The organism is Leifsonia sp. A12D58 (genome assembly GCF_047530025.1).
Classification (GTDB): Bacteria; Actinomycetota; Actinomycetes; order Actinomycetales; family Microbacteriaceae; genus Cryobacterium.
This window is the reverse complement of the sequence record NZ_JBLJAT010000003.1, coordinates 87,512-100,523: the sequence shown is the minus strand read 5'-3', so window position 1 is coordinate 100,523 and position 13,012 is coordinate 87,512. Positions and strand designations below refer to the sequence as shown.

The 13,012-nt window shown below is 62.9% G+C and carries 13 protein-coding genes; 9 read left to right on the top strand and 4 right to left on the bottom strand.

The annotated features are described in order from the left end of the window. Positions 1-27: 27 nt before the first annotated feature. From ACMT3I_RS08875 to ACMT3I_RS08865, 3 genes are read left to right on the top strand one after another with little or no spacing between them, the layout of a single operon-like run. Positions 28-729 (top strand): response regulator, encoded by a 702-nt coding sequence (locus ACMT3I_RS08875; protein WP_414804126.1) that lies wholly within the window; start codon positions 28-30, stop codon positions 727-729. Then, a complete protein-coding gene (locus ACMT3I_RS08870) occupies positions 716-2,047 on the top strand; it encodes a sensor histidine kinase (protein ID WP_414804125.1) in 1,332 nt (443 codons plus the stop codon). The genes ACMT3I_RS08875 and ACMT3I_RS08870 overlap by 14 nt, the downstream gene beginning before the upstream one ends. After that, entirely contained in the window at positions 2,044-3,078 is a 1,035-nt protein-coding gene (locus ACMT3I_RS08865) for a hypothetical protein (protein ID WP_414804124.1), read from the top strand. The genes ACMT3I_RS08870 and ACMT3I_RS08865 overlap by 4 nt, the downstream gene beginning before the upstream one ends. Before the next feature lie 338 nt (positions 3,079-3,416). Here ACMT3I_RS08865 and ACMT3I_RS08860 read toward each other — a convergent pair whose 3' ends face one another. Continuing rightward, entirely contained in the window at positions 3,417-3,662 is a 246-nt protein-coding gene (locus ACMT3I_RS08860; RefSeq protein ID WP_414804123.1) for an acyl-CoA carboxylase subunit epsilon, read from the bottom strand. Positions 3,663-3,671: 9 nt separating this feature from the next. Next, on the bottom strand, positions 3,672-5,285 hold the full coding sequence (locus tag ACMT3I_RS08855; RefSeq protein WP_414804122.1) for an acyl-CoA carboxylase subunit beta: 1,614 nt from the start codon (positions 5,283-5,285) through the stop codon (positions 3,672-3,674). Between the two features lie 231 nt (positions 5,286-5,516). Between ACMT3I_RS08855 and ACMT3I_RS08850 the strand changes: the two genes are divergently transcribed. Beyond that, entirely contained in the window at positions 5,517-6,389 is an 873-nt protein-coding gene (locus ACMT3I_RS08850) for a biotin--[acetyl-CoA-carboxylase] ligase (RefSeq protein WP_414804121.1), read from the top strand. A gap of 7 nt (positions 6,390-6,396) precedes the next feature. After that, the gene (locus tag ACMT3I_RS08845) at positions 6,397-6,960 is read left to right on the top strand and encodes a PH domain-containing protein (RefSeq protein ID WP_414804120.1); all 564 of its coding nucleotides are present in this window, start codon (positions 6,397-6,399) and stop codon (positions 6,958-6,960) included. On the opposite strand, the gene ACMT3I_RS08840 is transcribed toward ACMT3I_RS08845, so the two are convergent. Further along, entirely contained in the window at positions 6,919-7,539 is a 621-nt protein-coding gene (locus tag ACMT3I_RS08840; RefSeq protein ID WP_414804119.1) for a GtrA family protein, read from the bottom strand. The genes ACMT3I_RS08845 and ACMT3I_RS08840 overlap by 42 nt on opposite strands. 121 nt (positions 7,540-7,660) lie before the next feature. On the opposite strand from ACMT3I_RS08840, the gene ACMT3I_RS08835 reads away from it, so the two are divergent. The 4 genes from ACMT3I_RS08835 to ACMT3I_RS08820 all read left to right on the top strand — a co-directional run bounded on the left by ACMT3I_RS08835 (position 7,661) and on the right by ACMT3I_RS08820 (position 12,294). After that, on the top strand, positions 7,661-8,827 hold the full coding sequence (locus tag ACMT3I_RS08835; protein WP_414804118.1) for a 5-(carboxyamino)imidazole ribonucleotide synthase: 1,167 nt from the start codon (positions 7,661-7,663) through the stop codon (positions 8,825-8,827). Positions 8,828-8,931: 104 nt separating this feature from the next. Further along, positions 8,932-9,399 carry a 5-(carboxyamino)imidazole ribonucleotide mutase gene (gene purE / locus ACMT3I_RS08830; RefSeq protein WP_414804484.1) on the top strand — a complete coding sequence of 156 codons (468 nt, stop codon included), beginning with the start codon at positions 8,932-8,934 and terminating at the stop codon, positions 9,397-9,399. Positions 9,400-9,449: 50 nt separating this feature from the next. Then, positions 9,450-10,772: an LCP family protein gene (locus tag ACMT3I_RS08825; protein WP_414804117.1), complete on the top strand. Its 1,323-nt coding sequence runs from the start codon at positions 9,450-9,452 to the stop codon at positions 10,770-10,772. Positions 10,773-10,833: 61 nt separating this feature from the next. After that, positions 10,834-12,294 (top strand): FAD-dependent oxidoreductase, encoded by a 1,461-nt coding sequence (locus ACMT3I_RS08820; protein WP_414804116.1) that lies wholly within the window; start codon positions 10,834-10,836, stop codon positions 12,292-12,294. Positions 12,295-12,320: 26 nt separating this feature from the next. Here ACMT3I_RS08820 and ACMT3I_RS08815 read toward each other — a convergent pair whose 3' ends face one another. Continuing rightward, on the bottom strand, positions 12,321-13,004 hold the full coding sequence (locus ACMT3I_RS08815) for a Pr6Pr family membrane protein (RefSeq protein WP_414804115.1): 684 nt from the start codon (positions 13,002-13,004) through the stop codon (positions 12,321-12,323). Positions 13,005-13,012 lie beyond the last annotated feature (8 nt).

Sequence of the window (13,012 nt, the reverse complement as noted above, 5' to 3'; positions counted from 1 at the left end):
CAACAAGACCAAAGGACTGAGTCGACTGTGACCACAACAGCATCCGGCACAACCGGAACGAGTGACCGCCCGGTTCGCGTCGGGATCGTCGACGACCACGAATCCGTTCGTCTCGGCCTCGCCGCAGCGTGCCAAAACGCCGGGTACGACGTAATTTTCGCGGCAGAGTCTGCCCGCGCGCTCATCGCGGGCCTCGACGGACGGGTCTGCGACGTCATCGTCCTCGACCTGTCACTCGGCGATGGCTCTCTCGTCACCGACAACGTGCACATGGTGCAGTCGACAGGGGCGGCGGTGCTGGTACACAGCATCGCCGACCGCGTCGCCTCGGTTCGTGAGGCATTGGCGGCCGGCGCGGCAGGCGTCATCCCGAAGTCGTCACCGACGACAACGGTGATGGCGGCAGTGGCGACGGTTGCGCGCGGAGACGTTCTCAACAACCTGGAGTGGGCAACGGCAATCGATGCCGACCGCGACTTCGCCAAGGCGCAGCTGGGTCGGCGCGAGCGCGACGTCCTGCACCTGTATGCCTCTGGGCTGCCGTTGAAAATGGTCGCCATGCAGCTCGGGATCGCGCATTCGACGGCACGTGAGTACCTCGATCGCATCCGGGTGAAGTATGTCGAGGTCGGTCGTCCGGCCCCGACCAAGGTAGATCTGTTGCGCCGCGCTGTCGAAGACGGGATCCTTCCGGGACTCGATCCGGATGGCGGGGATGCCCGTATCTAGGCTGACCGCCAGCACCGATATTCTCGGTGACGCGAAGCGACCACTGAACCCAATCAGTCAGCGACAGATCGAGACTGTCGTTTCGCGTTCGATCGGCGGCATCGGCCTGGTTTTCGCTGCGCAGACGCTGTCAGCGACGATTCATCAGCAGTACTACTTGCAGCCGACGCTCGGACTTATCCTCGCCATTCTGATGTATGGCTCGGTTGCATTAGTTGTGCTCGCCACTGCGTTCAAGTTGTGGATCACTGCCACCACATCATTCATGGCGTTGGCCTACCTCGTCGCCCTGCTGCTCTGGCCCATGCTCGCTCGTGACCCAGCTGAGACGCTGGATGGCAGGCCATGGTTGTGGTTCTTGTGCACCGTCGCCACCTCGTGCGCTGCGCTGGCATTCCCCGTCGTGTGGGCCGCGATCTTCACGTTGGTCGTTCCCGTCATCTATGGCGGCATCCGGATGCTGCCCTCTGGCGGCGGTGCCGACCTCAGCCTCGCGACCCTCGACGTTGTCTATGCCGTCCTGCTCGGCCAGGTCATCGTCATCATCATCTACATGCTCAGGCATTCGACGGCCGCGGTGGATACCGCTCAGTCGACGGCGCTCGACAAGTACGCGACGGCAGTTCGGCAGCATGCGACAGAGGTCGAGCGGGTGCAGGTGGATGCCATCGTGCACGACAGCGTGCTGACCACCCTGCTGTCCGCAGCCGCCGTGAGCTCGCCGAAGGAAGCAGACCTGGCAGCAAGTATGGCCAAGCAGGCCATCGCCCGGCTCGATGAGGCAGGTGTAGCTCCTCAGCAGGACGAAACCAACGTCCCCTTCAGCCGTTTGAGCGCCAGGATCAAGCAGACAACCGCGACGCTGGGGCTTCCCTTCGCGATGACTGTCATCGATGACTTCTGCTCGAACATCCCTGTGGCTGCCAGTGAGGCGCTGTTCTCCGCAACCGTGCAGGCGATGCTCAACAGCATGCAGCACGCTGGTCCACCCGACACGGCGCTGGATCGCACGTTGACGATGCGCAGCCGATCAGAGGGCGGCTGCACGATCGAGATCGCAGATTCCGGCGTCGGATTCGACCCTGATACTGTTCCAGGCGGTCGCCTCGGGTTGCGGATCTCAATCGTTGAGCGGATGAGCAGCGCCGGTGGTGTTGCCCACATTGCGACGGGCATCGGCCACGGCACAACAATCACGCTCGATTGGCCAGGGCCGGAAGACAAATCGGCGACGCTCACTAACGAGTTCTCCGCCTCGATACCCGCGCTCGGTCTCAATCAATATGACGATCACAATGACGGTGCGGTGAAAGCATGATCAAGCTCTCCCGCAGCCTCATCCTGGGACTCGCCGCGCTGTTCTCCGCCTATCACGTCGTGCTCGGCATCTATTCGATCAGAGTGCCAGAGAGCCAGTTCCCCGCCGCGGCCTGCATCGTGCTTTATGCAATCGCAACGGTGATGAGTCTCTGGCCGACATCTCCGACGAAGATGCCGCTCTGGTTGGGCGTCTTCAATGTCGCGGTGTGTGTTGCCCTCCCACTTCTTATCAGCAGCCAGCTCGATGGGTCGGTCTACAACGGGTATGCCACCTGGTACGTCGCAGCGGTCGGAACGCTGATGACGATCACGGCGACCCGCAAGCGGCAGCTCCTGGCTTGGATTGGCATCGGGTTCCTCGTCGTGCACACGGTGGTCTGGGCCGGCGCTGGATCCCTGGCATCGATGGGTGTCATCGGAAGTGCAGTGTGGGTCGGTGCTGCGGCGCTGCTGTCCCATGCGCTGACCAAGGCCAGCCGAGACGTTCGGCAGTATGCATACGCCGAACGCGAGGCGACTGAATGGCAGGCGGCGCAGGACGCTCACTTCTCTGAGCGACAGCTGAGGTTGGCGCACACCAACCGACTCGCTGCGCCGATGCTGCGTCGGATCATCGACATGGGCGGCGAACTCACCGCCATGCAGCGCCAGGAATGCCGCTATCTCGAGGCGGCTATCCGTGATGAGATCCGCGGCCGGAAGCTGCTGAACGACGCGGTCAGGGACCAGGTGATGGCAGCCAGGCGTCGAGGTGCGATTGTGACTCTCCTCGACGAGGGCGGAATCGACGATCTTGAAGGCGAAGAGCTCGAGATCGTGCTGAACAAGCTTGCCGCCGCCATCCAGCGGACCGGAGCCGACAAGATCATCGCCAGAACGGCGGCAGACGGATCTCGCACGGCGATCACCGTCGTGGGGCTCAGCAGCGCAGACACCAGCGCCAGCGCGCTCGGTCAGGATTCGCTTGACGACGAGGTCGACCTCTGGCTCGAGATCCCGCGTCAGCCGGGGTCAGTTCCCTCCTACTGAGCAGGATCCGCAGGCACTCGCGGAGGGACGCATGTGCCTTCGAAAGGCGCGGATGTCTCCGGGTACGAAAAAGGGGATCGGCCTCGCGGCCGATCCCCATTTTCACAATCCGAGCCAGGGCAATAACCCGAATACCACCCTGACTCGCCCCCAACACATTCGCCTGCTTACCCTAGTCGGCGAATGATTGGTGGTGTAACCCAATGAGTGACACCTAGCAATATCTATAGTGCCGGGCTGGACAGGGTGGTGATAGTCGGCATTTGGGGGGACAAACTCGGAGTCTGCTGCGCCCAAACGCGACAGACTATCGCAGAAAAGCGCGTGAGGCGAGAGCTTTAACCGCTAAAGCTTCGCCAGACTCCGGTGCCGGGAGAAAGTGGTGACCGAAGGGCGCGCTGGCTTTTCTGCCAGGCGCTCTGACCGGGTGCCGGCGTACGTAGGTCGGCCGACTCCTCCTGGAGTAAGCCCCGCACGACAGCTGTCACTGCGGCGACCTCCGTCGAGCTCACGTGTGGCGTGACGAAGACGATGTCGGATGGATCGAATTCCGGGGTCTGATCCCACGTGTGTGATGGCGTCATTGTCGCTCCCTACAGCGGGATGTTGCCGTGCTTTTTGGCCGGCAGGCTTGCGCGCTTCGTGCGGAGCGCCCGCAGCGCCTTGGTGATTGAGACGCGCGTTGCCGCCGGTTCGATGATGCCATCGAGCTCGCCGCGCTCAGCCGCCAGGAACGGGCTTGCGACGTTGTACGTGTACTCGTTTGCCAGGCGGGTGCGCACTGCAGCGACATCCTCTCCTGCGGCTTCTGCTGCCTTGATTTCGTTGCGGTACAGGATGTTCACGGCGCCCTGACCGCCCATGACGGCGATTTCGGCCGTGGGCCAGGCCAGGTTGATGTCTGCACCGAGCTGCTTGGAGCCCATCACGATGTACGCCCCGCCGTATGCCTTGCGGAGAATGACGGTGACCAGGGGCACTGTCGCCTCTGCGTATGCGTAGAGCAGCTTGGCTCCACGACGGATGACGCCGGTCCACTCCTGATCGGTGCCCGGCAAGTAGCCGGGTACGTCGACGAGGGTGAGGATCGGAATCGAGAACGCGTCGCAGAAGCGCACGAATCGTGCTGCCTTTTCGCCGGCCTCGATGTTGAGGGTGCCCGCCATGGCGTTCGGCTGGTTGGCGACGATACCGACAGAGCGACCCTCGACGCGGGCGAAGCCCACGACGATGTTGGGTGCGAACAGCGGCTGAGTCTCGAGGAAGTCGCCGTTGTCGACGATGTGCTCAATGACGGTCTTCACGTCGTATGGCTGGTTGGGGGAGTCGGGGATGATCGTGTTGAGCTTGCGATCGGCATCCGACATCTCGAGCTGAACGTCGCTCTCGAAGACCGGCAGCTCGGCCAGGTTGTTGTCTGGCAGGAAGCTGAGCAGGGTGCGGGCGTAGTCGAGTGCGTCTGGCTCGTCGCTGGCCAGATAGTGCGAGACACCGGAGATCTTGTTGTGGGTGAGCGCGCCGCCGAGCTCTTCCATGCCGACGTCTTCACCGGTGACTGTCTTGATGACGTCAGGGCCGGTCACGAACATCTGGCTGGTCTTGTCGACCATGATCACGAAGTCGGTGAGTGCAGGCGAGTACACGGCGCCGCCGGCTGCCGGGCCACAGATGATCGAGATCTGCGGGATGACACCGGACGCCGCGGTGTTGCGACGGAAGATCTCGCCGTACTTTCCGAGGGCGACGACACCTTCCTGGATGCGCGCTCCGCCGGAGTCGAGGATGCCGATGATCGGCACGCCGGTCTTCAGCGCGAGGTCCATCACCTTGATGATCTTTTCACCGGCGACTTCGCCGAGCGAGCCGCCGAAGATGGTGAAGTCCTGAGAGTACACGGCGACCTGGCGGCCGTGGATGGTGCCGGTTCCTGTCACGACGGCGTCGCCATACGGACGCTTCTTTTCCATGCCGAAAGCGTGGGTGCGGTGGCGTACGAACTCGTCGAGCTCGACGAACGAGCCGTGATCGAGCAGCAGGTCGATGCGCTCACGCGCCGTCATCTTGCCCTTGGCATGCTGCTTCTCTACGGCTGCTTCGCCACTGGCCGTTACGGCCTCGTGGTAGCGGTCCTTGAGATCGGCGAGCTTGCCGGCCGTGGTGTACAGGTCGTGGCCAGAAGTGGGTGCGTTATCAGTCACGCGGTTCACTCTACCGGCCAACCCTTCGGCCAGAGTGTTGACGAATGTCTACAAATCTCTGTGCAATCGCTGGTCACTTCCTCCCAGCATCGGCGCGAGCACGGTGCCATTCTCGGCATAACTCCTGCAGATTTCGGCATTCCGGCCGGATGAGCACGGTTTCGTGCGGCATCAGCGAGAATTGCAGGAGTTATGTCGGGGAGTCGGCGACGAACGCGGCACGAGTCGAGAGAGCGGCAGATGGAATTCACCGGCACAGGACCCACACCCCTGTTTACGCAGAGCAGCGACGCTGTCTCGCGCTTCGAGTATCTGGCGGAGGCCGGTTCGACAAACGATGTGCTTGTCGGCCACGCCACGGGAGCGGATGCCGCAACCTGGCCTGACCTGTCGGTGGTCGTCACCGATAACCAGACTCGCGGCCGCGGCCGTCTGGGCCGCACGTGGCTGGCACCGACGGGTAAATCCCTGGCAATCTCCGTCTTGCTGCGGCCCATGCTGCGAAACGGAGAGATGCTCTCGCTTGAGCACTTCGGCTGGTTCCCGTTGCTGGCCGGTGCCGCCATGACGCGGGCGGTGCGCACGGTCGTCGCGGCAAGTGAGGTGCCGATCCAGGATCTGCGTGAGGTGGAGACTCCGAGTCACGAGGTGACCCTGAAATGGCCGAACGACGTGTTGATCGACGGCTACAAGGTGTCAGGCATCCTGTCAGAGCTGCTGCCGACTGCAGACGGCCTGGTGATCGGTGCCGGGCTGAACGTCTCGCTTGACGAGCACGACCTGCCGACGCTGACGGCGACATCCCTGTCGTTGGTGACGGGGAACAATCCAGAGCCCGATGCTGTCCTTGCCGGTTACCTCACCGAGCTTTCCACGCTGTACCGCGCATTCGTGGCGGCCGAGGGCGACCCGGTGGCCAGCGGATTGCTCGAGGCAGTCACCGAGCTCTGCGGCACCCTCGGCACGCAGATCCGTGTCGAGCTGCCAGGTGGCGACGATCTGGTCGGCATTGCAACAGCGCTCGATCTGGGCGGCCGTTTGATCGTGCGAAACCAGGCGAATGACGAGCTGCAGGCTGTCGCGGCCGGCGATGTCACTCACCTGAGGTATTAATGGGCATATGACGAACAGTCCTGCGGCTCCAGCCGACACCGCGGCACCGGTGCAGACAGAACGCGTCGTTGCCCGGTTGAGGCCGCACGCCAGAGTGCTGTTCTGGCCGACGCTGCTGCTCATCACGGTGTGCGCCGCCACGGGGTATTTCTCCGGGCAACTGCCCGAGCAGTGGGAGACCATCGCACTTCTCAGCGGCGCAGCCCTCACCATCGTGTTGCTGTGGCTGCTGCCACTCATCTTCTGGCTGAACCACCAGTACACGATCACGACCAGACGGATCATTTTCAAGCGGGGCGTGTTCGTGCGAACCAGACAGGAACTGCTGCACAGCCGCGGCTACGACCTGACGGTGAGGCGCAACTGGATCCAGTCGGCATTCCGATCAGGCAACGTGCTGATCAACTCGGGGCTTGAGCATCCGCTGGTCTTGAAAGACGTTCCGAAAGCCGATCTCGTGCAGCGTGTGCTGCACGACCTGATGGAGTCCTCGCAGACCCTGACCGGATCGCGGCGACAGGGTCAGCAGTCAACTCTCGCCGATGAATCGACCTTCTGGAACGGTCGCTAGCCGACCGGTCGAGGTTGCCGGCTCGGCCGGAGCGGTCTGCGTGGATGCCTTCTGTGACGCCGTCTGTGTGGACGCCCCGCCCGTAGACGCACTGGTTGTCGACGCCCCCGCGGCCCGCGCAGCGCTCCGGCCAGGCGAGAACACCCAGTAGCGGTAGAGCAGGAACCGGAAGGCAGACCCGAGCGCGAGGCCGATCACGTTCGATGAGATGTTGTCGGCCACGAGGCTCGTGTATCCGAGCACATAGTGGCTGAACCAGAGGCAGCCAAGGCCGATACCCATGCCGACCAGGCTGACGAGGAAGAACTCGACACCCTCGCGCACCGTCTGGCTCTGGCGATCCTTGGCGAACGTCCAGTACCGGTTGCCCATCCAGTTCGCGATGATGGCCAGGGTCGTCGAAATGAGCTTCGCGTAGAGAGGGCCGGCATGCATGACCTGCGGGTCGAAGATGGTCGCACGCAGCAGGTTGAACACTGTCACGTCGACAGCGAAACCCACGAGTCCCACAACGCCGAACTTACCGAGCTGGGTGACGAACACCATCAGTCGATTCCGGCGATTTGTGCTGAGTGACATGCGTCCGTCCGGTCGTTGGAATGGGGTGAACCCGCAAAGCTAATATTGAGCCAAGATGGTTCAAGGCTATGAAGTCTAGGTCGAACCTGAGAACGCATCCTGAGAGTTACGTTGCGACGATATGAAAGCTCGCACAGAAATTGGTGAACGAATGAGCACGATTGTTGGCGTCATCGGCGGCGGTCAATTGGCCAGGATGATGATCCCCGCTGCGGTGAATCTCGGCCTCGAGATTCGAGTGCTGGCCGAGAACGACGGCATGTCGGCCGAGCTCGCTGCCGTCATGGTCGGCGACTACCGCGACAGGGATGTCGTGCTCGCATTTGCCGAAACAGTGGATGTGATCACCTTCGATCACGAGCACGTTCCGCAGGAGATCCTGCGCGAACTCGTCGACAGGGGCATCCAGGTGCACCCGGGTCCCGATGCGCTGCTCTACGCCCAAGACAAGCTGCTGATGCGTCAGAAGCTGTCAGAGCTCGGCCTGCCTGTTCCTGACTGGGCGCGCGTCGAGAACTCCGAACAACTCGCGGAGTTCCTGGCGGCACACAACGACCGCGCTGTCGTCAAGACGGCTCGCGGTGGATACGACGGAAAGGGTGTGCGTGTCGTCCGGCACGCCCATGAAGCCGACGACTGGTTCACCGCGCTCGCCGAAGATGCGAACGGCGGAGCGCTCCTCGTCGAAGAACTCGTCGATTTCAAGCGGGAGCTGGCACAGCTGGTCGCCCGTCGACCCTCCGGTGAGATCGTGGCCTGGCCCGTTGTCGAGACAGTCCAGCGCGACGGCGTCTGTGCAGAGGTCATCGCTCCCGCTCCCGGTTCGGTCGGCAAGGTCGCCGACATGGCCCATGACATCGCGATCGCGGTTGCCGAGGGCATCGGCGTCACCGGCGTTCTCGCTGTCGAACTCTTCGAGACAACGGATGACAGGGTGCTGGTCAACGAGCTGGCCATGCGTCCGCACAACAGCGGGCACTGGTCGACCGACGGTTCGACGACAGGCCAATTCGAGCAGCACCTGCGTGCGGTACTTGACCTTCCGCTCGGCGGAACCGATACGCGGGATGCCTGGTCGTTCATGGTGAACATCCTCGGCGGACCATCAACCGGCACGCTTGTCGACCGATACCCGGAAGCCCTGTCGACTCATCCGAGTGTGAAAATCCACAACTACGGCAAGGATCCTCGGCCCGGCCGCAAGGTCGGACATGTCACGGCCAGCGGAGACGACCTCGACGACGTCGCCTATCAGGCGCGTGCCACTGCGGCCTTCTTTCAGGACTGAGCCATAAGATCGACTCCGTGCAAGAGAACACTGTGCCCGAAACCGTTCCCAACGGAGTAGTCCAGACCCCGATCAATGGGGAGAACCCGCTCGTTGGGGTCGTCATGGGCTCCGACTCCGACTGGAACGTGATGAGCGACGCCGTACAGGTGCTTCGCGACTTTGGCATCCCTTGTGAGGTCGACGTGGTCTCTGCCCACCGCACCCCACAGAAGATGATCGACTACGGCGCATCGGCGCACGCCCGCGGCCTCAAGGTGATCATCGCGGGCGCCGGTGGCGCTGCACATCTTCCTGGCATGCTCGCCGCGGTCACAACCCTTCCTGTTGTCGGCGTCCCCGTGCCGCTCGGCAGACTCGACGGTCTCGACTCCCTGCTCTCCATCGTGCAGATGCCCGGCGGTGTCCCTGTGGCGACGGTATCGATCGGCGGCGCCAAGAACGCCGGCCTGATTGCCGTCAAGATTCTCGCAACGGCAGACGACTCGCTCCGCATCAAGCTGGACGAATACGCGGCCTCACTGTCGGCGCAGGTCGAGCAGAAGAGCCGAGATCTCCGAGCCCGCCTGTGAGTACTGTGAGTAGCCCGATCAGATACCCCGATCTCGGCTCAGCTCGGGTGATGACCAAGCGGGGCTGGTGGCTTGTCCTCCTGAACTTCCTCGTCCCCGGCTCAGCACAGGTGCTGGCCGGCAGCCGCCGTCTCGGCCGGTTCGGTCTGGGGGCGACTCTCACGTTGTGGGTGCTGGCGATCGTGGCCGGTGTGTCCTACCTGTTGTGGCCGGCCGTCGTTCTCACCGTCTTCACGAGCTTCATCGGCCTGTGGGCGCTGGCCATCGTCCTCGCTTTCTACGCGGTGGTCTGGGTGGTCCTGACCCTCGACACCCTTCGTCTTGTACGCCTGGTGCGTGCTGCCCCCGGTGCGCGCCCGCTAATTGCCATGTTTGCCACGATCCTGATGGTGGTCGTCGCCGGTACCGCGTCGTATGGGGCGTACGTTGCTACATCCGCCAGTGGGTTCTTGTCGTCAGTGTTCACCGCAGGACCGTCGGTGCCACCGGTCGATGGCCGGTACAACATCCTGCTGCTCGGAGGCGACGCGGGGGACGACCGCGAAGGGATGCGGCCGGACAGCATCTCCGTGGTGAGCATCGATGCCGAGACTGGCCAGGCCACCATGATCGGCCTGCCGCGCGACCTGCAGTGGTTCCCGTTCTCCGATGGCTCACCCCTCGCCGACGTGTACCCGGAGGGCTATGGATCGATCGACGGCTGCGAGGTCGGAGACGACCCGAGCGCCTGCCAGCTCAACTGGGTCTACACCGAGGTTGAGCTGAAGAGCCCCGAAATGTACCCGAACGCGGTCTCAGAAGGCAGCGAACCCGGCATCGAAGGCATGCGCGATGCCGCAGAGGGCATCACCGGCCTGAGCATCCAGTACTACGTGCTGATCGACATGCAGGGCTTCTCCGACCTCATCGACGCGCTCGGCGGCGTTGATATCGATGTTCAGAGCCGCGTTCCTGTGCACTCAGACGACACCTTCACCGATGTGGCGTTCTGGTTCGAGCCAGGTATGCAGCACATGGACGGCTACCACGCACTGTGGTTTGCACGCTCGCGTCACGGCACCAGCGACTACGACCGCATGAACCGGCAGCACCAGCTGCAGGAGGCGATCCTCGCGCAGGCGAATCCGACGAACGTGCTGGCGAAGTTCGAGGCCGTTGCGTCTGCCGGCACGCAGGTTGTGAAGACCGACATCCCGCAGAGCATGCTTGGATACTTCGTTAATCTCTCGTCGAAGACCAAGACGCTGCCGATCAATTCGGTGAACCTGACGCCAGATAACGACATCGATCCGACCGACCCCGACTACGACGTCATCCGGCAGATGATCGACACGGCGTTGGCACCTGCTCCAACGGAGACCCCGGCGGAATAGGTGGCGGAGCGGATGCGCCTGGTGGCACATCAGGTCCGCCAGCGGATACAGTGACCTCGGAATGACTATGAAGCGACGGAACTTTCTCATTGGATCGGCTGCAGGCGCGTCTGTGGTCGCCCTGGCCGCCTGCACGCCCGAACCTCCGACGCCATCGCCGACCCCGACAGTGGCGCCGACGCCGACCGTGGTTCCGCAGCCGAGCGCGTTTCAGCGCACGTCGTGGTCGACAGATCCATTTGCGCAAGGAGCGTTCAGCTACCAGCCTGTCGGGTCGCTGCCCGACCAGCGTGTTGCCCTGCGCCAACCGGTGAACGGCCGGATCTTCTTCGCGGGCGAACACACCGATGAGGTGAGTCCCGGCACGGTACAGGGCGCTCAATCATCGGGCAAACGAGCAGCCGAGTCCATTGCTGAGATCGCATCCACTGATGAGCGTGTCGCGGTCATTGGTGCTGGAATCGCGGGAGCAACCGCCGCCAGATACCTCGCAGATGCCGGGTATTCGGTTGTTGTCGTCGAGGGCAGGGACCGCTCTGGCGGTCGCATCCTCACCCTGAATGACAATGATTGGCCAACTCCGGTTGAACTCGGTGCGGCCTGGATTTGGAACTCCTCGCACAACGCCCTTGTCGACGAACTGGCAGCGATCGACGTCACTGCCAGTCCATTCGACTACCTCCCCGGTGATCGAACTCCCGCAGGAGCAGAAGTCGAACCCAGCGCTGTCGGCGCGGATGCCGTGACGAAGGCCCTCGCCTGGGCCGCAACGCAACCTGTCGACCTGTCGGTGGCCGAGGCGCTCACCGGTTCAGGAGCAGGCGACGTGAGCGATACCAGGGACGATGCGGGAGTGTCTGACTTGACGCGGCTGAACACATTCCTGGCGACCAGGGTCGACGTAGACAGCGGCGCAGACCCCACTGAGCTGTCTGCCTGGTTTCCCGGAGACCCGACGCGCAGCACCGATGACGATCGCTATGTGACCGGTGAATACGAGAAGCTGGTGACCACAGCTCTCGACGGTCTCGACATCCTGCCTTCGAGCGCCGTTACGTTGGTGAGCCAGACCGATCGCGGCGTGAGTCTTCGCTTGTCACGCGGAGACTCGCTCTCTGCCGATCGGGTGATCGTTACAGTTCCACTCGGTGTGCTGAAGAGCGACACCATCACGTTTGATCCGGTGCTGCCTTTCAGCCACCGGGCTGCGATCAATGCGCTCGGCATGGGGCTGCAAGAGAAGATGATCCTGCGCTACGACGAGCCATTTTGGTCGACGGATGCCACCGTCTGGACGATTGTCGGCGATGACGTCGCGTATCCGCTCTGGTACAACATGATGGCGCTGACGGGCGAACCCATCCTGATTGGTGTGCTCGGCGCCGATGCAGCGCTGCGCCAGGCGAAGGCCAGCGATTCAGACGCGCTGCAGGCCGCGTTGGACAGCCTCGAACCGTTCGTCGACACCACCGGGCCCGCAACGGAGACTCCCAGCCCGACACCTGACGCTCCTGCGGCCTGACGTCCCTGCGGCCTGGCGGGGCGGCGTCAGCCCTCGCGCTTCCTGGCCAGGCGCTCCCGCATCAGTTCCATCCGTGGCAGCCTGCTGATCGCGATCAACAGTGACGTGATGCCTGTGATGATCCCGATGATGATCAGCGCGTACATACCGAACTCCAACGGAAACGACACCTGGTCTGGGTCGAGGAAGAAATATGGGTACCAGTACACCGAACTGCCTCTGATCATCGTGTAGACGATCCAGATCGACGGGAAGATCAACACCCAGGCCAGGCTCTTCCAGGGCACAGAGCGACCAGGCGCTACCAGCCAGTCGACAAGCACGATGACCGGGATCACGAAGTGGATGATCAGGCTCGACCACGGTGCCCAGACCGGGATGTTCCGCAGCGTGCCTTCAACGAGGATGATGGCGAACACGATCCCGGAAACTGTCACATAGGTTGCCGCGAGCACCCTCGTCACATCGAGCCAGATCGGATCGACAGGCGAGCTGAACGCGTTGATCGCCCCTAGGATCAACACGATCACGGCGAACATCATGCTCTGTACGGTGAAGTAGCTGAAGAAGTTGCCGATCGCCAGCGGACTTGTACCGATCGAGTAGTTGAAGTAGCCGATCAATGCCACGATGCCGGTCAGCGCGGTAACCACGCGCACGAGCCCGAAGACCCTGCGCGTGTCTGCCCACCGGGGGAGGATCGCCCTCATTCGCCAGG